Annotated in this window: 16 protein-coding genes; 5 read left to right on the top strand and 11 right to left on the bottom strand. The window is 66.0% G+C overall.

What is annotated here, in order from left to right:
- Positions 1–192 precede the first annotated feature (192 nt).
- Positions 193–1,134: a LysR family transcriptional regulator gene (locus AC1DVA_RS19875; RefSeq protein WP_476806994.1), complete on the top strand. Its 942-nt coding sequence runs from the start codon at positions 193–195 to the stop codon at positions 1,132–1,134.
- Here the strand turns inward: AC1DVA_RS19875 and AC1DVA_RS19870 are convergent.
- The 3 genes from AC1DVA_RS19870 to AC1DVA_RS19860 form a co-directional block, all read right to left on the bottom strand.
- Entirely contained in the window at positions 1,085–1,822 is a 738-nt protein-coding gene (locus tag AC1DVA_RS19870) for an SDR family oxidoreductase (RefSeq protein ID WP_476806993.1), read from the bottom strand. The two genes, AC1DVA_RS19875 and AC1DVA_RS19870, sit on opposite strands and share 50 nt — an antisense overlap.
- Positions 1,823–2,090: 268 nt before the next feature.
- On the bottom strand, positions 2,091–2,966 hold the full coding sequence (locus tag AC1DVA_RS19865; RefSeq protein WP_476806992.1) for a LysR family transcriptional regulator: 876 nt from the start codon (positions 2,964–2,966) through the stop codon (positions 2,091–2,093).
- Positions 2,963–3,841 carry a LysR family transcriptional regulator gene (locus AC1DVA_RS19860; protein WP_476806991.1) on the bottom strand — a complete coding sequence of 293 codons (879 nt, stop codon included), beginning with the start codon at positions 3,839–3,841 and terminating at the stop codon, positions 2,963–2,965. Before AC1DVA_RS19860 ends, AC1DVA_RS19865 begins: the two co-directional genes overlap by 4 nt.
- A 113-nt stretch (positions 3,842–3,954) precedes the next feature.
- Between AC1DVA_RS19860 and AC1DVA_RS19855 the strand changes: the two genes are divergently transcribed.
- The 4 genes from AC1DVA_RS19855 to AC1DVA_RS19840 are packed head-to-tail and all read left to right on the top strand — an operon-like array spanning position 3,955 to position 8,246.
- A complete protein-coding gene (locus AC1DVA_RS19855) occupies positions 3,955–5,481 on the top strand; it encodes an ABC transporter substrate-binding protein (RefSeq protein WP_476806990.1) in 1,527 nt (508 codons plus the stop codon).
- Between the two features lie 36 nt (positions 5,482–5,517).
- Entirely contained in the window at positions 5,518–6,453 is a 936-nt protein-coding gene (locus AC1DVA_RS19850) for an ABC transporter permease (RefSeq protein ID WP_265050648.1), read from the top strand.
- Positions 6,454–6,457: 4 nt separating this feature from the next.
- Complete coding sequence (locus AC1DVA_RS19845; protein WP_265050649.1) at positions 6,458–7,270, top strand: ABC transporter permease; 813 nt, start codon at positions 6,458–6,460, stop codon at positions 7,268–7,270.
- 37 nt (positions 7,271–7,307) lie between these two features.
- Positions 7,308–8,246, top strand: coding sequence for a serine hydrolase (locus tag AC1DVA_RS19840; RefSeq protein WP_476806989.1), 939 nt, complete (start codon positions 7,308–7,310; stop codon positions 8,244–8,246).
- Between the two features lie 148 nt (positions 8,247–8,394).
- Here AC1DVA_RS19840 and AC1DVA_RS19835 read toward each other — a convergent pair whose 3' ends face one another.
- The 8 genes from AC1DVA_RS19835 to AC1DVA_RS19800 form a co-directional block, all read right to left on the bottom strand.
- Positions 8,395–9,936, bottom strand: a complete 1,542-nt coding sequence (locus AC1DVA_RS19835; RefSeq protein ID WP_476806988.1) for a gamma-glutamyltransferase — start codon at positions 9,934–9,936, stop codon at positions 8,395–8,397.
- Positions 9,936–10,847 (bottom strand): polysaccharide deacetylase family protein, encoded by a 912-nt coding sequence (locus tag AC1DVA_RS19830; protein WP_476806987.1) that lies wholly within the window; start codon positions 10,845–10,847, stop codon positions 9,936–9,938. Before AC1DVA_RS19830 ends, AC1DVA_RS19835 begins: the two co-directional genes overlap by 1 nt.
- Positions 10,847–11,632, bottom strand: a complete 786-nt coding sequence (locus AC1DVA_RS19825; protein ID WP_476806986.1) for an SDR family NAD(P)-dependent oxidoreductase — start codon at positions 11,630–11,632, stop codon at positions 10,847–10,849. Before AC1DVA_RS19825 ends, AC1DVA_RS19830 begins: the two co-directional genes overlap by 1 nt.
- Positions 11,633–11,642: 10 nt before the next feature.
- Entirely contained in the window at positions 11,643–12,494 is an 852-nt protein-coding gene (locus AC1DVA_RS19820; RefSeq protein WP_265050654.1) for an ABC transporter permease, read from the bottom strand.
- The gene (locus AC1DVA_RS19815; protein WP_265050655.1) at positions 12,491–13,417 is read right to left on the bottom strand and encodes an ABC transporter permease; all 927 of its coding nucleotides are present in this window, start codon (positions 13,415–13,417) and stop codon (positions 12,491–12,493) included. The genes AC1DVA_RS19820 and AC1DVA_RS19815 overlap by 4 nt, the downstream gene beginning before the upstream one ends.
- Positions 13,418–13,423: 6 nt before the next feature.
- The gene (locus tag AC1DVA_RS19810; RefSeq protein ID WP_476806985.1) at positions 13,424–14,929 is read right to left on the bottom strand and encodes an ABC transporter substrate-binding protein; all 1,506 of its coding nucleotides are present in this window, start codon (positions 14,927–14,929) and stop codon (positions 13,424–13,426) included.
- A gap of 85 nt (positions 14,930–15,014) precedes the next feature.
- Positions 15,015–16,526 carry an ABC transporter substrate-binding protein gene (locus AC1DVA_RS19805; RefSeq protein ID WP_476806984.1) on the bottom strand — a complete coding sequence of 504 codons (1,512 nt, stop codon included), beginning with the start codon at positions 16,524–16,526 and terminating at the stop codon, positions 15,015–15,017.
- Positions 16,523–17,302 carry a GntR family transcriptional regulator gene (locus AC1DVA_RS19800; RefSeq protein ID WP_476806983.1) on the bottom strand — a complete coding sequence of 260 codons (780 nt, stop codon included), beginning with the start codon at positions 17,300–17,302 and terminating at the stop codon, positions 16,523–16,525. The genes AC1DVA_RS19805 and AC1DVA_RS19800 overlap by 4 nt, the downstream gene beginning before the upstream one ends.
- Between the last annotated feature and the right edge of the window lie 259 nt (positions 17,303–17,561).

The raw sequence follows: 17,561 nt of genomic DNA, 5'->3' as shown, positions 1-17,561 counted from the left end.
AATCAGAGGCGACGGCTTTGGGGCGGAAAGGTTCATGGGGGACAAGTTCGGATCTAGAGGTCGAGAATGCTACCCCCCCTCAAGCTCCGTCGCGCTTGAGGACGGCGCGCCCCGGGGCGACACGAAGTTCCATGCCAGCGGCCGGAGATTCGTTATCGCGCCGGCAGGCGGCATGATCTACGCTGGCGGAATATGACCCCGCGCCTGCTCCAGACTTTCCTTGCCGTCGCGCGTTGCCGGACGGCGACTCGGGCGGCCGGCGAGCTCAACCTTGCCCAATCCAGCGTAAGCGACCAGATCCAGATCCTCGAGGATGAACTGGGGGTGCGCCTGTTCCAGCGCTCCAGACAGGGCTTTCGGCTCACGACCGCGGGCGAGGCGCTGGTGCCTTATGCCCAGGACATTCTGACCACGACGGATGACGCATTGGCCGCGGTGAAGAGCGCGAGCCTCTCGGGCGATCGATCGCTGGTCATAGGCGCGCTGGAAACCGTTGCCCGGGAGGTTCTGCCGGCGCTGCTCGCGGACCTTCGGCAACACCGGCCCGAACTCCGGATACGCGTCGAGGTGGCGGGCAGCGATCATCTGTTGCAACGCCTTCTCGACGGCTCGAACGACATCGCCTTTTGCTTTCGCAAGGGCGCTCTGGATCAACGTCTCGCCCGGCGGGAATTTGCCCGGGAGCCGCTGGTCATGATTGGACCGCCGGCCGCAGGAAGCGTGTTCGATCCTGCATCGGGGCCGGACGCGCTCGCTGCCCAGCCGTTCATCGCGACCGAGCCCGGCTGCGTCTACCGGCATCTGTTCGATCAGGCCTGGCGCCGGGCCGGTCTGACGCCGCCAAGGCCTGTCGCCGAAGTCGGCAGCATCGAGGCCATCGTGCGTCTGGTTGCGGCCGGCAGCGGCTATGCCCTCGCGCCCCGGATCGCGGCGCGGGAAGCGCTGGAGCGCGGTGCCGTCGTCGCGATCCCATCGCCCGGATTCGAGCTTGCGGCGACGCTCGACATGGTATGGCGCCGCCGGCGCGTTCAGCCGCCCGGCCTCACGCTTCTCCTGGCCCGGGCGGGGCGGGCGCGACGTTTTCTCAAACGAGACGATGACCGCCTTCGACGTGAAGAACCGTGCCTGTCGTGAAGCCATTGCCGATGAGAAAGGCCACGGCATCGGCGATATCGTCCGGCTGACCGACGCGACCGACCGGCAGGCGTTCCGCCATCCCGGCGAGAACCTCCGCCTTCCGTTCGCCCGCCACGGCTTGCCAAATCGGCGTGTCGACCCAGCCCGGCGATACGGCATTCACACGCACCGGCGCCAGTTCGACGGCCAGGGCCCGGACGAGACCTTCCAGTGCCGCGTTGATGGTCGCGACCACCGTTCCCCGGGCCATCGGCCGGTAGGCGGCAATGCCGGAGGTGAAGGTCAGCGATCCCTTGGGAGCGAGCTTCGGGCTGCCGTATTTGGCAAGCAGGATGGGGCCGATGATCTTGCTGTCGATGGCGCGCCTCGCTGCATCCAGGTCCAGCGCGGGCAGCCTTTCGTAGGCGCCCGTAAAATCCGCGGCCGTACAGACGATATGATCGAGCGGCTCGCCGTTCGCGAACAATGCCCGCACCTCTCCTTCGGACGTGATGTCGGCCATCCGTGCCGCGAGCAGCGGCGAGGCCCCGAGCTCATCCTGCGCGCGCCTGAGCCGGGAAGCATCCCTGCCGACGATCGTCACATGGTCGCCGGCCGCTATCAGCCGCCGCGCCAGGGCGAAGCCCATGCCGGAGCTTCCTCCCGCGATAAGGATGCGGCGCGGGTTCGTGTCCTGATTGGTCATCTTGGTCTCCATTTCCGATCTCGCGGCTGTGTTCCAGCTTTCCGCGTTCGTTGGAAACGGAAGGATCCGATGGTGTTATCGGCGATGCCGATCGAAGACGAAGGGGCTGGCGCCCGTGAATGCCACCGGCCGCTCTTCCGTGGGACTGACGGTCAAGGCGGGGAACACGGCACGCGTCAGCTTCAGCACCACCGGTCCACCCAATCTGCCGGCGGTTTTTGATCGCACCGAGCGATCTCCACCGACACCGTCCAGGCGCCCCGTATCATCAGCGTTCCCGGACGATCTCTACGAAGCGGGCGGCCAATCGAGAGAGCGGCCTGCTGCGCACGGTCATGAGGCAGATCGTTATGGGAATATGAGGCTCAACCGAAAGCTGAACGAGCCCGTCGAAACGCTGCGCCTGCGTCAGCAGGCTGTCGATCAACGTCACGTCGCCAGGTCCGGCCAGGAGATGCGCCGCCGAGATGCTGTAGGGAACCGTCATGAAAGGTGCATATTCGAGCCCCTCCCTCTCATAGGCCTGTGCGATCAGCCAGCCCAGCGGCGACTTCTCGCGATCGAAGCAGATCAGGCGACGCGCCCTGAGGTCATGCAGGCTGACCGTGCCCTGCTTTGCAAGGGCATCGCCCGTCCGGACCAAAGCGATGATCTCTCCTCCGGCAAGAGGTGTCAGCGCGATGTCGTCGGTCACGCGCGGGGAGAACATCAAGCCGAGATCGGCCGTGCCGAGCGCTAGTTCCGTGGGCGCGTCGCCCATGATCAGCTCGACACGCGCCTGCGAGTATTCGTTCGTCAGCCGGCCCAGAGCGCGCGCAATGACGCCATGGCCGATACTGGGTGTCGAGGCGATGCGCAGCGGCGTCTCCTGGCCGGCACGCAGCCGCACTGCGACGTTGCGCAAGCCCAGCCATTCCTGCTCGACGGAATCGAGGGCCGCCATCAGGGCGCTGGCCTCGGCGCGCAGCGTCAGACGGCCGTCGCGTCGCTCGAAGACGAGGACGCCCAGGCTCGTCTCGCTCCGCGCGACGATCTTGCTGATGGCCGACTGCGTAAGGTTGAGCTGGCGTGCGGCCTCCACCGTCGTGCCGCAACGATGGACGGCGCGCAGGACGGCGGCGTGTGCGGGCGTGAATTGCGTCATTGCTGCGGATTCTCCTGCAGATGCGCCAGCAGCACCCGCGCCGCGCGGTCGAGCGCAACGCCCTGCCGATGATGGGCATAGGCTGTCACCAGAGGACTCGCCTCGAGCGGGCGCACGGCGAGCCCTTCGACGAGATTGCTGCTGATGACGAAGCCATCGACGAGCGCGATTCCAACGCCTTCGCGCGCCAGATGGCAGGCGGTGTCGGTATGGCGGACGGTGATCGCGATGCGATCCGCCAGCCCTATCCCGCTGAGAGCCTCCTGGAAGCTGTCGCGGGCGCTCACGCCATCCGGACCGTAGCTGATCAGCCGGGCGCCATCGAGATCACCGCGCGAAATGGTTGCGCGTGCAATAAGCGGATGTTCGGGCGACAGGACACAGACCAGGGGACTGCGCCGCAGCGCCACATCCGCGATCGTCTCGCGCGACATCGGTCCATAGGAGATGCCGAGATCGGCTTCGCCCGCATCGAGATGCTCGCGGACGTGATCGAACATGATCTCGACGGCCGCGGCCTCGTCGAGGCTGCGTCGGGTCTGCTTGATCGCCGGCGGCAAGATGCTGTGCGCAAGGCCCGGCACCGTCGCCACCCGCAAGCGATCGGCCATGCCGACCCGGATCATGTCCGCCTCGTGCCGCGCGCGCTTGAGCACGCCGAACAGGGATTTCGCATGCCTCACCAGGAGCTGCGCCTCCGGCGTCGGCACGAGCCGGCCCTGGATCGTCGTGGCGAGGCTGAGCTCCAGCTCCTGCTCGGCCTGCTTGAGCGATTTGATCACCGCCGACTGGCTGATGCCGAGGCCCTGCGCCGCCTCGCCAGTTCCGCCGAGCCGCACGAACGCATCGATCGCGAGCAGCGAGCCGAGTTTCATCTCTATTCCGCTTGGTTGGTAAACCTGCCGAATGTTTCATTGGCAGGAATAGGATGGCTCATGGAAGGATGCAAACCGCCGACGCAGAGCGGCCAAGGAATCAGGGGATCGGTATGACCAAGCTTCGTTCGATGATTTCGGCTGGCGCGCTCGCGCTGGCGCTCAGCGCCCCGGCTCTCATGGCCGCGCCCTCCATCGTTCTCGCCAAGGGCACGTTGCGGCTGGCGCAGACGCAGGATCTGGTTTCGCTCGATCCCATCGCAACCAGTGACAACGCCTCGATCTACGCACAGCTCCTGATCTTCGACACGCTGCTGCGACCCAGCAAGGACGCGACGAAGCTCGAACCCGGTCTGGCCGAGAGCTGGAAGGTCAGCGACGACGGAATGACCTACAGCTTCAAGCTGCGCCAGGCGAAATTCTCGGACGGCACACCGGTAACGGCCGGCGACGTCGCCTTTTCGTTGAAGCGCGCCGGAAGCGACGCATCGAGCTGGAAGCGCTTCTTCTCCGGCATCGACGTGATCGAGACGCCGGACGATCGCACCGTCGTGCTGAAGCTCAAGAAGGTGTTCACGCCGCTCCTCAACAACCTCGCGCTGTTCTCTTCCGCGATCCTGCCGCAGAAGGCGTTCGAGGCGGCCGGCGACAAGTTCTTCGAGAAGCCGATCGGCAGCGGCCCCTTTTCCGTGGCAGCCTGGAACAAGGGCCAGGGCCTGTCGCTGAAGAAGAATGCGAATTACTGGCAGGCCGGCAAGCCCGACCTCGACGGTGCCGAGCTGATGGTCATCCCGGAAGGCAACAGCCGCGTCCTGAAGCTGCAGGCCGGCGAGGTCGACGCCGCCATCGACATTCCGCTCAACCAGCTCCAGGCGCTCGGGCGCGACGGCAAGATCAAGACGGCGGTCGCGAATGTCTTCCGCACCGATTTCATGCTGATGAACACCAGGAAGAAGCCGTTCGACGATCTTCGCGTGCGGCAGGCGCTGAACTACGCGATCGACAAGGACGGCTTGGTCAAGGCGCTGCTCTACGAAACCGGCAAGGTCTCGAATTCGCCGATGCCGCCGATGGCCTATGCCGATGCCGGCCTGAAGCCCTACCCGCACGACCTCGCCAAGGCCAAGGCGCTGCTGGCCGAAGCCGGCTACAAGGACGGCTTCAAGACCTCGCTGCTGGTCGATTCCAGCCGTCCGCTGCACCGCCAGCTCGGCCAGGCCCTGCAGGCTGCGTTGAAGCAGATCGGTATCACCGCCGATATCCGCCTCGTCGAGGGCGGCACGCACTGGACCACGACCAAGGCGGGCGACTACGAGATGGCCGTCGCCTATGCGACCAGCGACACGATCGACCCTGACCAGCTCGTCGGCTTCCTGCTCGTCAATCCCGAGCGCGCGAACGCCTATCACACCGAATGGAAGAGCGAGCGCGTCAACGAGCTCTACGACAAGGAGCGCGTGACGGGGGATGGGCCGGAGCGCGGCAAGATGTTCCAGGAGATCATCAAGCTCGCCCATGACGGCGCGCCCTCGGTCTTCCTGTTCTATCCCGGCACCTCCTATGCCTATCGCAGCAATGTCGAGGGCTTCGAGGTTCTGCCGACCTCGAACTTCCGCCTCGAGGACGTCAAGCTGAAGTAAGGGAAGGGCATCTGCGCGCCCGTCTTCCTGCCCGCCATGCTCATCTATATCGTCAAGCGCCTCGTCCAGCTGGTGCCGGTTCTCTTCGGCATCACGCTGGCCTGCTTCCTGCTGCTGCGCGCCCTTCCCGGCGACCCCGCGACGCTGCTTCTCGGCGCGCGCGGCGGCGCCGAGGAGATCGCGCTGATGAAGCAGCGGCTCGGCCTCGACCTGCCGCTATGGCGGCAATACCTGCTCTTCCTTGCCGATATCGGCTCGGGCAGTCTCGGCCGCTCGGTCGTGCATGCCCGGCCTGTGATGCAACTCGTGCTCGAGCGGCTGCCGGCAACGCTGTGGCTCGTCGCCTACTCGACGACGCTTGCCGTGCTGATGACCGTGCCGCTGGCCCTCTGGTCGGCGATGCGGCGTGGCGGACCCGTCGATCTGGCGATCAAGCTCGCCTTCACCATCGTGATCGCGATGCCCTCCTTCTGGCTCGGGCTGATCTTCGTCATCCTGTTCGCGATCTGGCTGCCCTTGTTCCCGACCTCGGGCTATGGCGACGACCTGCTCTCTCGTCTGCATCACACGACTTTGCCAGCTCTCGTTATCGCGCTTGCCACGGCCTCCCTGACAATCCGCAGCCTGCGCAGCGCCATCCTCGGCGTGCTCGGCTCCGACTACGTCACCACCGCGCGCGCCAAGGGCGCGGGCACGGGACGGCTGATGGGCGTCCATGTGCTGCCCAATGCGCTGATCAGCTCGATCTCCGTGCTCGGCGCCCATACGAGCTGGGTGATCGGCGGCACCGTGGTGATCGAGACCGTCTTCGCGCTGCCGGGCCTCGGCTCGCTGTTCGTCGAGTCGATCTTCGCCCGCGATTATCCGCTGATCCAGGGGCTCACCATCGTCTTCGCCGTCCTCGTGGTGCTGATCAATCTGGCGACCGATCTCGCCTATGCGCTCGCCGATCCGCGCATCAGGCTGGAGTGAGCCGATGAATCGCCTCCGCTCCAATCCGAGCCTGTCGGTCGGGCTCGCCATGCTCGCGTTGCTCGGCGCCTGCGTCGCGCTCGGCCAGATCTGGACGCCGCATGATCCCTTCGAGATCGACTACGGCAACACGCTGCAGCAGCCCTCCCTCGCCAACTGGTTCGGCACCGACGACCTCGGCCGCGACGTTGCCTCGCGCGTGCTGGCCGGCGGCTATGTCGATCTCAAAGTGGCGCTGATCTGCGTCATTGCGCCGGCCATTCTCGGCGTCGTGATCGGCGCGATCTCGGGCTTCATCGGCGGACGCGTCGACACCTTCATCATGCGCATCACCGATATCTTCTGGGCCTTCCCGTTCTATGTCCTCGTCATCGCCATCGTCGGCGTGCTCGGCCCGGGCGAGGCCAATCTCTATCTCGCCTTCCTCCTGGTGAACTGGATTTCCTTCGCCCGCATCGTGCGGGGCGAAGTTCTGGTGCTGCGCAATCTCGAATTCGTGCAGGCGGCGCGCAGCCTCGGCTGCTCGACCCCGCGGATCGTCACCGCCCATATCCTCCCTAATGCGGTCAACCCTGCCATCGTCTATGCGATGGCGGATGTGGTGCTCACCATCCTCGCGGTTACCTCGCTCAGTTTCCTCGGCCTCGGCATCCAGCCGCCGACGCCGGAATGGGGGCTGATGATCTCGGATGGCCGGCAGTTCCTGTTCGACGCCTGGTGGATCGCAACCTTCCCCGGGCTCGCCATCATCTACACCGGCGTTACCTTCGCGTTGATCGGCGAGGGCCTCGACACCGCGCTGCGGCCCAAGGGCTGAACCCTCCTTGTCTCCATCGGCCTTTCACAGGTGGTCCATGAGCTTCTTCGACGACGATCCGGAATTGCAGCGCATTGGATCGCTGATCACCGACAAGGCCGAGACCGCCTTCGGAGCGCGGGGCGTCCCAAGCGAGCAGTTCGGCTACGTCCTGCTGCGGCCGGGTCGGGATGGCGAGCGGCCGAAAGGCGCCGCCTTGCGCCCTGAATGGCGCAGCTATCCCTGCTCGCTCGTGAAAGTCTTCTTCGTCGTCGCCGCGCAGGCCGCACTGGAATCGGGACAACTCAGCGCCCACGAGGAACTCGACCGCGCCATGCGCGACATGATCCTGTGGTCGTCCAATTCGGCAACGAATTACATCATCGACCTGTTCACGCAGACGACGGGTGACACCCTGCTCGGCGAACAGGACATTGCCGCGTGGTGCGAGCGTCGCGAAGCGGTGAATCGCTTCTTCGCCCAACTCGGCTGGCCTGAGTTGAAGGACATCAACCTCAACCAGAAGCTGATGGACGATCTCCGCTATGGCCGCGAGAAGATCGGCCTCGACCGTTCTCCCGGCGGCCACAATGCGCTGACGCCGATCGCCATGGCCCGGCTGATGCACGAGATCTTCCATGGCTCGGTGCTGAGCGAGACCGGGCGGGACAAGGTCCGCGGCCTGCTCGCACGCGATCTCGCGAGTTCGTTCGTCAGCCGCGGTGCCTATCAGGTTCAAGGTTACCTCGCCGGCGGCATGCCCGAAGGCACGCAGATCTGGTCGAAGGCCGGGCGCACGCGCTGGCTCGGCGATGAGCGCGCCGATTTCCGCCGCCATGATGCCCTGCGCGCCATTCTGCCGGGCGGGCAGGAATTCATCCTCACAGTCTTCGCCAAGGGAGAGGCGATCGCCGAGGATGACGGCTTCCTGCCGGCACTCGGCGCGATCGTCGCAGGCGAGATGAAGTCAAATGCGCGAGTCGGCATCGCACCATGAGCCGACGATGGCCAGTCGCCCGGACGCAGTGCCGAGATTCCGCCTGACTTCCGTTCGCGACCTGTAGGCGGTCCTCTTGTCTCGCAGCTGCGCTGCTGGCGTTGACCCTTGGCGGATGCCTGCACCGGCACGGTGAGGACGGCCTCGTTTATGCCGAGGCCGCTGCCACGCCTGCCCAGGGACTGGTCGGATGCGCCATGCCTACGAAGCCGCCTTCGGCGGCCATCACGGCCGAGGGGATCGAGAAATTCACGGGATACAACGTGTCCTCGACGACCTCGACGGGGAAGGCGCCGGCGACGGTCGCCGCCACGTCAGCCTCGGCGCGGGCGTCGATCTTGATGCGTGGCGTCGAGGCGTCGAGGCGCGGGCGGTGAAAAACCTCCTCCAGCGACAGTCCGAAATCGACCATGCCGGAGATCAACTGCAGGATCGTCGGGAAAATGGTGCGGCCGCCGGCCGCGCCGATCGAAAGCACGGGGCGGCCAGCCCGGCTCAGAATGAGCGGGCACATATTGGCGAGCGGCTTCTTGCCGGCCGCGACGGCGTTGGGCTGGCCCGGGCGCGGGTCGAACCACATCATGCCGTTGTTCATGATGATGCCGGCCCGAGGCAGGGCGACCTTGGCGCCGAAGCGCGAGAGCAGCGTGTTGGTCAGCGAAACCATCGTGCCCGTGCGGTCGACCACGCTGACATGCGAGGTGCATCCGGCCTGCGGCGTCGCGGCGTGGCCGAGCGTGGTCAGGCGCTTTTCATAGGCCTGGCGGATGGCTGTTGCATAGAGAAGGGCCGTCCGGGCCGGTGACGTTTCGCGGGACAGTGGGCCGCTGGCAAGTCGTTCCGCTGCGTCGAAGAAAGTCGGCCCGCCACTCAGGCCAGGCACCGCCGCGATGTCGAAGTCGCGATAGCGCCCGGTCAGCGCCGGAGCCCAGACCACCCCATAGGAGGCGAGATCGCCGGCGCGCAGCGGCGAACCGCCAGCTTCGAGATCGCCTGCGATCAACGCGGCGCTCTCGCCTTCATAGAAGTCGCGCGCTCCCGCCTTGGCGAGCCGGCGCAACAACTTGGCCTTCAGCGTCATCGGCTTGAAGCGCCTTGTGTCGGCGCCGGCCTTCGGGCCGTGGCCCTGGTCGAGCAGGATAGCCGAGAGCGTGGGGTCGCGCGCAAGGCCCGGCGCCTCGATCGCGATGCAAAGCGCGGCATACCAGTCGATTTCCAGACCGCGCTCGGCATGCTCGATCGCAGGCTGGAGCGCTTCCTCCCAGGAGATCGAGCCATGACGCTCCAGCGCGGCGGCAAGCCCGGCGATCGCGCCGGGTGCGCAGATCGAGCTATAGCCGGAGACGTTGCGGTCTCCGACGACCGAGGGCCAGCTGAACCAGTTCCCTGCCTGGGCATCGGCAAGCGGATAATCGGCCGGGTCGAGCCCGGCGGCCGAGCGTACGTTGAAGTCGAGTGTCTCGGTCGCTCCCGTCGCGCCATCGGCATGGACCAGAAAGCCGCCGCCGCCGACGCCCGAGAGCCAGGGCTCGACGGTGCTGAGCACCAGCGCGGCGACGACGGCCGCATCCATCGCATTGCCACCGCGCGACAGCGCATCGGCGCCGGCCTGCGCCGCGTGGCGGTTCTGGGCCGCGACAAGGCCGTGAGCCGAATGCACGGCGGGCCGCTGGATGGCGAAGGTCTGCATCAGCGCGGCGCCTTGAAGCGATGGGGCGCGCTCGCCTCGGGCAGACGCAACGGCACGCTGAAGCGCCCGGCATTGGCGCTGGCGGCATGATGCGCCGCGAGTTCGCCGACCGTCGCGATCCAGGTGCCCGGCGAGGTGGTGATCACATCGAGCAGCTTTTCCAGCATGCGGACGCGGCCGGCCCGGCCCGAGATCCAGTCATGGATCGTCAGCATCATCATACGGCCCTCGCGATGCAGCACATGCCACTCATCGAGCCAGGCTTCGAGGATGCCGCCCTGCGGCGAGGGCGGTGCCTTGTCCGTGGGGCTGCCGGTGAAGCGGAAATAGATGGCGTCATCGACGGCCCAAAGCACCGGCACCTGCGTGACGCCGTCGATGGTGTAGGGGTGGTCGAAACCCATCAGCGAGGAATCGTAGAGGCCGCGCCGCTTGATCTCGGCCAGCATGAACGGCGTCATCTCCCAGGCCGGCGAACGAAAGCCGGTCGGGACGATACCGGCCTGGCTCTTGAACAGCGCCAGCGATTCATCGAGCGCGCTGGCGAACTCCTCAGGTCCGGCTTCGGTCGCGAGCTCGTGGAAATAGCCGTGCAGGCCGATCTCGTGGCCGCGCGCGACGAAGGCCGGCAGCAATTCGGGATGGTTCTTCGCGACCAGCCCCGGCACGAACATCGTCGCCTTGATGCCGTAGCGGTCGAGCAGGTCGAGGATGCGCCAGATGCCGATGCGGGGGCCGAACAGGCGCTGCTCGATCTGGCCGAGCGTCTGCGGGGCATCCGTCGGCAGGCTCCATTGATAGGGGCTCTCGGCGTCGACATCGACGGTGAAGCAGAAGGCACTGCTCTTGCCCTGCGGCCATTCATAACCGGCGTTGGGGAAGGTTGCCGGTGACAAGGTGGTCGGGTTCATCACAGCGCGCTCTTCTTGTCCTGGTGGACTGCGAGCGTACCGGCCGAGCCACCGCCATCGACCGTCAGCGTCGCGCCGGTGACATAGGACGACGCGTCGCTGGCGAGATACAGCAGGGCATTGCCGACATCCTCGCGCGAGGACGGGCGGCCGAGCGGGATCTGCGCGATGGTATTGCGGATATGCGCCTCGGAGAGATTGCTGACCGTGCTTCCGGCGGCAAAACCAGGCTCGAGCGCGTTCGAGCGGATGCCGTATTCGGCGAGCTCGACGGCAAAACCCTTGGTCAGACGGTCGAGCGCTGTTTTCGAGGTGGAATAGACGGTGGCCGTCCGCCGCATCTTGCGCGAGGCGCCGGACGAAATGTTGATGATCGATCCCTTGACGCCCTTGCGCACCATCTGCGTCGCCAGCTCGCGGCTCAGGATGAAGGGCGCGCGCAGGTTGATCGAAAAGATGCGGTCGAACTCTTCGGTCGACGTATCCAGCAGGAAGGCACTGGGGTAGATTCCGGCGTTGTTGACGAGGATGTCGGCGGCGCCCCAGCGCGTTCCGATCTCTGCCGTCAGCTCCTTGATCGAAGCTTCGTCGGTGAGATCGGCCGCCTTGCAGAAACTCTCGCCGCTCAGCCCCAGCGTCTCGGCGAAGGCCGAGAGTTCATTACCCTTGGCGTCGGTCAACGCCAGGGTCGCACCGGCTTGGTGAAGCGTCTCCGCAATCCATTGGCCGATCACGCCGCAGGCTCCGGTGACGAGTGCGCGCTTGCCCTTGATGTCCTCGAACATGGTCCGGTCCTCAGCGAAAATGGGGGTCTAGACGGTCGCGCACGGCGTCGCCGGTCAGGTTGACGGTGAGCACCAGCACGAACAGACAAAGCCCGGGCAGAGTGGCGGCCCACCAGGCGGTTGCGACGTAGTTGCGGCCAGTGGAAAGCATCGAACCCCAACTCGCGGTCGGGGGCTGCACGCCGAGGCCGAGGAAGGAAAGGCCGGCCTCGAACAGGACCATCAGGCCGAATTCCAGGGTCGCCACGACGATCAGCGTGCCCGCGATGTTGGGCAGAATGTGCCGAAAGAGAATACGCGGCGTGCCGGCACCCGCCAGCACGGCATTCTCGACATAAGCCATGCCGGCCGTGGCCAGTGTCTGCGCATGCGCCACGCGGGCATAGCGCGGCCAGCGCGTGAGGGCGAGCACCAGGACGACGTTGACTAGGCCGGGGCCGAGCACCGCGACCGTGATGATGGCGAGAAGCACTGCCGGGATGGACAGGAAGACGTCGGCGATGCGCATGACCGCCGTTTCGACCCAGCCGCGCCGATAGCCGGCGACAAGCCCGAGCGCAGTTCCGACGACCCCTGAAAGCAAGACCGACAGCACCGCGACGAGCAGCGAAACGCGCGTGCCATAGATGATCCGGCTGAGGAGATCGCGCCCGAGTTCGTCCGACCCCAGCCAGTAATGGAAACTGCGCGAGACGGTCCCCGGAGGCTTCAGCCGCCCGACCAGGTTCTGAACATTGGGGTCATAGGGTGCGAGCAGAGGCGCGCAGAGCGCGGCCATGACGAACAGCGCGAGGACGGCGATCGGCCACCAGCGTTTCAGCGGGAAACGGCGGCGGGGCTGCGGAAGAGCCGGGTCGCTCATCGCCCGGCCCCCAGGGCGATGCGCGGATCGACGATGCTGTAGAGAAAGTCCGAAAGCAGGTTGAGCCCAACCGTGACGAGGGCTCCCAGCATGACGACGCCCTGCACCACCAGGAAGTCGCGGGCGAGGATGGCCTGCACCGTGACCTGGCCGAGACCGGGCCAGGCAAAAACCGTCTCGACGATGACGGCGCCGGCAAGCAGGTTCGAAATCTCGAGCGCGGCGACGGTGATGATCGGGATTGCCGCGTTGCGCGCGACATGGCGCAGAAGCAGGCGCGTAGGCCCGACGCCGCGGGCGCGCGCGGTGCGGACATAGTCGCGGGTCAGTTCCTCCATCAACGCCGCCCGCGTGATCCGTGCGAATGTCGCCATCGAAAGCAGCCCGAGCGCGACGGAAGGCATGACGAGATGGGAAAAGCCGCCCGTCGAGGAGGGCGGCAGCCAGCCCAGGGTGACGGCGAAGAGCAGGATGAGGAGGATGCCGCTCCAGAAGGTCGGCATGCTCTGTGCGGCGAGCACGAGGCCCGCGGCGACCTTCGCGGCGGCGCTGTCCCGGAACAGCGCGAGCAGGATTCCGACGGGTATTCCGATGCCGCAGGCGACCGTCAGCGCTCCGCCCGCCAGCATCAGCGTATAGGGCAGGCGCGAGGCGATGATGTCGATCACCGGCACACGCTGCACCACCGACTGGCCGAGATCGAAACGGGCGAGATCGGCGAGGAAGCCGAGATACTGGACGAAGAGCGGCCGATCGAAGCCCAGCGAGTGGCGGAGGGCGTCGATATCGGCCTTGGTCGCCGTCTCCGGCACCAGGAGATAGGTCGGATCCCCCGTCAGCCGCTGGATGAAGAAGATCAGCGTCGCCACGCCCAGGATCGTGACGAGCGCCTGTCCGGCGCGCTGCAGGAGGAAGCCGGGCACCTAGGCTCAGTCCTTCCAGCTCATGCGATTGACGAAGATGCTTTCATTGGGCGTCGGCGTCCAGACGAGGTTCCTGGCGGTGCCGTACATCTGCGCCGCCTGATAGAGCGGGATCACGTAATTCTCGCTTGCGATGCGCTCATGCACGATCTTGTACGCGGCCAGCCGCCTGGCCGGGTCGAGCGTCTGGCGGCCGGCCTCGAGCGCGTCCTCGATCGTCTTGTCCTTGGCATTGGCCCAGCCGCTGGCGCTGTGCAGGATCGGGAAGAGCACACCGTCGGCATCCTGGCAGCCGCAGGACCAGCGGCTGAAGGCGAGAACCGGAATGGAATCGGGCCCGCTCTGCATGCGCTTCAGCCAGGAGCCCATGTCGGTCATCTCGATCTTCACGTTGAGACCGGCATCGACGAGCATCTGCTGCAACGCCTGCACGACGCGCTGGTCGTAGACCGGCGCGGTCACCAGCGCGATCTCATGCCTGGCTTTCGGGCCGACCGCAGCAAGCTCCGCCTTGGCCTTGGCGACATCGAACGGCAGATCCTTGATGCCCTCGACGAATCCCTCATGGGCCGGCGAAAGCATCTGCGCCAGCGGCTTCTCGGTGCCGCCGAGCACGCCATCGGTGATCGCCTGCTTGTCGATCGCCTGGGCGATGGCGCGGCGCACGCGCGGATCGTTCAGCGGTTCCTTCTGGACGTTCATCGCGAGATAAGCGACGCGCTCGGTCAGCACCGGCACGGGCATCGCGCGCTGCGAGGTCTTGAGCTGGGCCGCGAGATCGCCATCGAGATTGGCAGCGAGATCCGATGTCCCCGCCATCAGATTGGCGACGCGGGTCGCGGCATCGGGAATGGCGCGGAAGACCACGCTCGGGAACGGCGCCTTGGTGCCCCAATAGGCGTCGTTGCGCGCAAGCGTCACCGCGACGCCGCGCTGCCATGCACCGAATTTGTAAGGGCCGCTGCCGACGGGTGCGAGATTGAAGGCATCCTTGCCTACTGTTTCGACGACCTTCTTGGGTACGATCGAAAGCTTGGCCAGTTGCGCCAGCAGGGCCGGATAGGCGCCGTTGGTTGTGAGCGTCACTGTCTTGGCGTCGTTGGCGACGGCGTCGGTGATCTTGTCGAACTGGCCCAGCTGCGGGCTGGCGAATTTGGGATCGGTGATGCGCTTGACGCTGAAGACGACATCTTCGGCGGTCAGCTTCGAGCCGTCGTGAAAGACGATGTCGTCGCGCAGCTGGAACTGGATCTGCGTGTCGGAGAGCTGCTTCCACGCGGTCGCGACCTGTGGCGCGATCAGGCCCTTGTCGTCGCGGGTGACGAGATTGTCGAAGATGTTGCGGTAGACGTAGTAGCTGTCCGGGTTCCATTGGACATGCGGATCGAGCGAATTCGGCTCGCCCACGAGATCGATGGTCAGGCGCTCCTTGGCGGCAAAGGCCGCGCCGCCCGGCAGAGCCAGGCAGGTGGCGAGCAGCGCGCCAGCGAGAATTATGCGTGTTCTCTTCATGACACCGTCCCCTGTTTCATGTTCGCGGCGCCGGTCTCCTTCCGGCGTTGGCAGCTGCGGCATGCTCGGCTGCCGCTCTCTGTCGTCAGTCGCTCCAGCTCATGCGGTTCAGGAACAGGCTCTCATTCGGGGTCGGTTGCCATTTCAGGCTCTTGGTTGCCCCATAGATGACGGCGGCCTGATAGAGCGGCACGAAGGGCGCGTCGGCCGCGATGATCTCCTGGACCTGCTTGTAGGCGGAGAGTCGCTTCTCCTTGTCGAGGGTCTGGCGGGCTTCCTCGAGCAGCGCATCGGCCTTCGGGTTGCGATAAGCCGACCAGCCGCTGCTCTTGTGGATCAGCGGGAAGAGCGTGCCGTCGGCATCCTGGCAGGCGCAGGACCAGCGCCCGAAGCTCAGCGTCGACGTGCCTTCGGGGCCGGCCTGCGAGCGCTTGAGATAGCTCGCCATGTCCGACATCGCGATCTTCACGGTGAAGCCGGCATCGCCGAGCTGCTGCTGGATCGCCTGCACGATGCGCTGATCGAAGACCGGCGCGGTCGCAAGCTCGATCTCTGCCTTGGCGGCGGGACCAGCTTCTGCCACCAGCGCCTTGGCCTTGGCGAGGTCATAGGTCGGGCCCGTCAGACCCTCGATCCAACCGAAGCTTGCCGGTGTTCCCAATTGCGAGACAGGCTTGTCGTAGCCGCCGAGCAGGCCGTCGACGAGCCCCTCCTTGTCGATCGCATAAGCCGCGGCCAGGCGCAGCTTGACGTTGTCGAAGGGCGGCTTCGACGCGTTGAGCCTGAGATAGGCGACGCGCTCGGTCAGACCGATCAGCGCCTGCGCCTTGGCAGCGGATTTGAGCTGGCCGGCCTGGTCGGCGTCGAGGGTTACGCCGAAATCGCTGGTGCCGGACTGGAGGTTGGCAAGCCGTGTCGCTCCGTCGGGCACGGCGCGGAAGACCACGGTCGGGAACGGGCCCTTGGCGCCCCAATAGGCATCGTTGCGGACAAGCGTCACGGCAACGCCGCGCTGCCAGCTCTCCAACTTGTAGGGCCCGCTGCCGACCGGCTTCAGGTTGAAGGCGTCCTTGCCCACAGTCTCGACGATCGCCTTGGGAACGATCGAGAGTTTCACGAGCTGGGCGAGCAGCGCCGGATAGGCGCCGTCCGTGGTCAACTTGACCTTGGTCGGCGAGAGTGCCGTCGCATTGGTGATCTTATCGAACTGCCCGAGCTGGGGGCTGCCGAATTTGGGATCGGTGATGCGCTTGACGCTGTAGACGACGTCGTCGGCCGTCAGCTTCGAGCCGTCGTGAAAAGCGATATCAGGGCGGAGCTCGAACTCGATCTCGGTGTCCGACAGGTATTTCCAGGAGGTCGCGACCTGCGGGACGATCTCGCCCTTGTCGTCGCGGGTGACGAGATTGTCGAAGATGTTGCGGTAGACGTAGTAGCTGTCGGGGTTCCACTGGACCTGCGGATCGAGCGAGGACGGCTCGTTCACGAGGTCGACCACGAAGCGCTCCTTCGAGGCTTGCGCCGGAGCGATGCTTCCCAGAGCAAGCACCGCGGCACAGGCTGCCGCGAGAGCATAGGTCCGCCAGGCAACGGTCATGACTGCTTCTCCTTCGATGAAGGGATCGGCTGATCGGCTGCGATGAGCGGCTGGTGGCGCGCGCCGCGTCGGCGGGCAGAACGCGCTTGCGGCCGAGGCGGCTGCGCCGACATCGCAAGAAAGCCGTGGGCGATCGCATCGGCGAAAAGCCTTTGGTCTCGCTCGATCGCCTGTGCAGCAAGATCGGCATCACCCGCCCTGAGCGCCGCGACCAGTTCGTCGAGGTCGGCCGGCGGGATGGCATGACCGCGGAGATCGAGCATCCGTACGATCCGGTCTGAATGATCCCAGATTCCGCCGAGCCAGTCTCGGGCGAAGACGCCTGCTGCGGCAGCGAGCAGATCGCGCAACTGGCGCTCTGAGGCGCGGGCGGTCGCAATCGCTGCAGGCTCGGTCCGCCCTGAGACAGATTGGATCGTCCCCAGGAGGGTCATCGCCGTCGAGAGCGCGGGTTCTGCCAGCTTGTGCACAGCCAGCGAAGGCTCGAGCCTGCGGCGTCCGTCCAGCACTGCGGCAATCAGCGCTCCGTCGATCGGCGCGATCCGCCACCCCTGGCGAGCATGCCTGCTGACGAAGCGCGCCGCTGCGAGTTCGGTCAGTGCGACGCGAACGCTCGCGCGGCCCAGCCCGAAGCGATCGGCGAGCGCCGCCTCATGGACAAAGTCGCCCGGAGCGATCTCGCAGGTGACGATGGCTCGACGCAGCCGCCGCGTGGCGACATCGAGCCGGGGTTCGGCGGTCGGGGCGGACGCAAATGGAGAGGCGGTATCGAGCATGATGCGAAGTCTGAAACGTCTTGTGAGATTTCACAAGACGTTTGTGAGGCTTTACGCGCGATCGGCAGTTTGCCCTACGGTGACCTCCCCGGGCGAGAGCCTGACGTTCTCGGCTGCCCAGCGCAGGAGCGRAGTCACTCGGGATACCGAGGTTCGATTAGGCCGATCGGGGACAAGCTCTCGCCGCTTTCACCTCAGAGCTTTCCCCCGACGCCCGGTAGAGCGCCTCCACCCCGTCGCTGTAACTCGAAGAAGGGCT

This window comes from Allobosea sp. P4_C6 (assembly GCF_056402015.1).
Note: the sequence above shows the minus strand (reverse complement) of the source record. Positions and strands in the feature narration are given on the sequence as shown.

What these genes read in the sequence shown, in the direction of transcription:
- AC1DVA_RS19875 (WP_476806994.1), top strand. Translation starts at nt 193, where the DNA reads ATGACCCCGCGCCTGCTCCAGACTTTCCTTGCCGTCGCGCGTTGCCGG.
- AC1DVA_RS19870 (WP_476806993.1), bottom strand. Translation starts at nt 1,822, where the DNA reads ATGACCAATCAGGACACGAACCCGCGCCGCATCCTTATCGCGGGAGGA.
- AC1DVA_RS19865 (WP_476806992.1), bottom strand. Translation starts at nt 2,966, where the DNA reads ATGACGCAATTCACGCCCGCACACGCCGCCGTCCTGCGCGCCGTCCAT.
- AC1DVA_RS19860 (WP_476806991.1), bottom strand. Translation starts at nt 3,841, where the DNA reads ATGAAACTCGGCTCGCTGCTCGCGATCGATGCGTTCGTGCGGCTCGGC.
- AC1DVA_RS19855 (WP_476806990.1), top strand. Translation starts at nt 3,955, where the DNA reads ATGACCAAGCTTCGTTCGATGATTTCGGCTGGCGCGCTCGCGCTGGCG.
- AC1DVA_RS19850 (WP_265050648.1), top strand. Translation starts at nt 5,518, where the DNA reads ATGCTCATCTATATCGTCAAGCGCCTCGTCCAGCTGGTGCCGGTTCTC.
- AC1DVA_RS19845 (WP_265050649.1), top strand. Translation starts at nt 6,458, where the DNA reads ATGAATCGCCTCCGCTCCAATCCGAGCCTGTCGGTCGGGCTCGCCATG.
- AC1DVA_RS19840 (WP_476806989.1), top strand. Translation starts at nt 7,308, where the DNA reads ATGAGCTTCTTCGACGACGATCCGGAATTGCAGCGCATTGGATCGCTG.
- AC1DVA_RS19835 (WP_476806988.1), bottom strand. Translation starts at nt 9,936, where the DNA reads ATGCAGACCTTCGCCATCCAGCGGCCCGCCGTGCATTCGGCTCACGGC.
- AC1DVA_RS19830 (WP_476806987.1), bottom strand. Translation starts at nt 10,847, where the DNA reads ATGAACCCGACCACCTTGTCACCGGCAACCTTCCCCAACGCCGGTTAT.
- AC1DVA_RS19825 (WP_476806986.1), bottom strand. Translation starts at nt 11,632, where the DNA reads ATGTTCGAGGACATCAAGGGCAAGCGCGCACTCGTCACCGGAGCCTGC.
- AC1DVA_RS19820 (WP_265050654.1), bottom strand. Translation starts at nt 12,494, where the DNA reads ATGAGCGACCCGGCTCTTCCGCAGCCCCGCCGCCGTTTCCCGCTGAAA.
- AC1DVA_RS19810 (WP_476806985.1), bottom strand. Translation starts at nt 14,929, where the DNA reads ATGAAGAGAACACGCATAATTCTCGCTGGCGCGCTGCTCGCCACCTGC.
- AC1DVA_RS19805 (WP_476806984.1), bottom strand. Translation starts at nt 16,526, where the DNA reads ATGACCGTTGCCTGGCGGACCTATGCTCTCGCGGCAGCCTGTGCCGCG.
- AC1DVA_RS19800 (WP_476806983.1), bottom strand. Translation starts at nt 17,302, where the DNA reads ATGCTCGATACCGCCTCTCCATTTGCGTCCGCCCCGACCGCCGAACCC.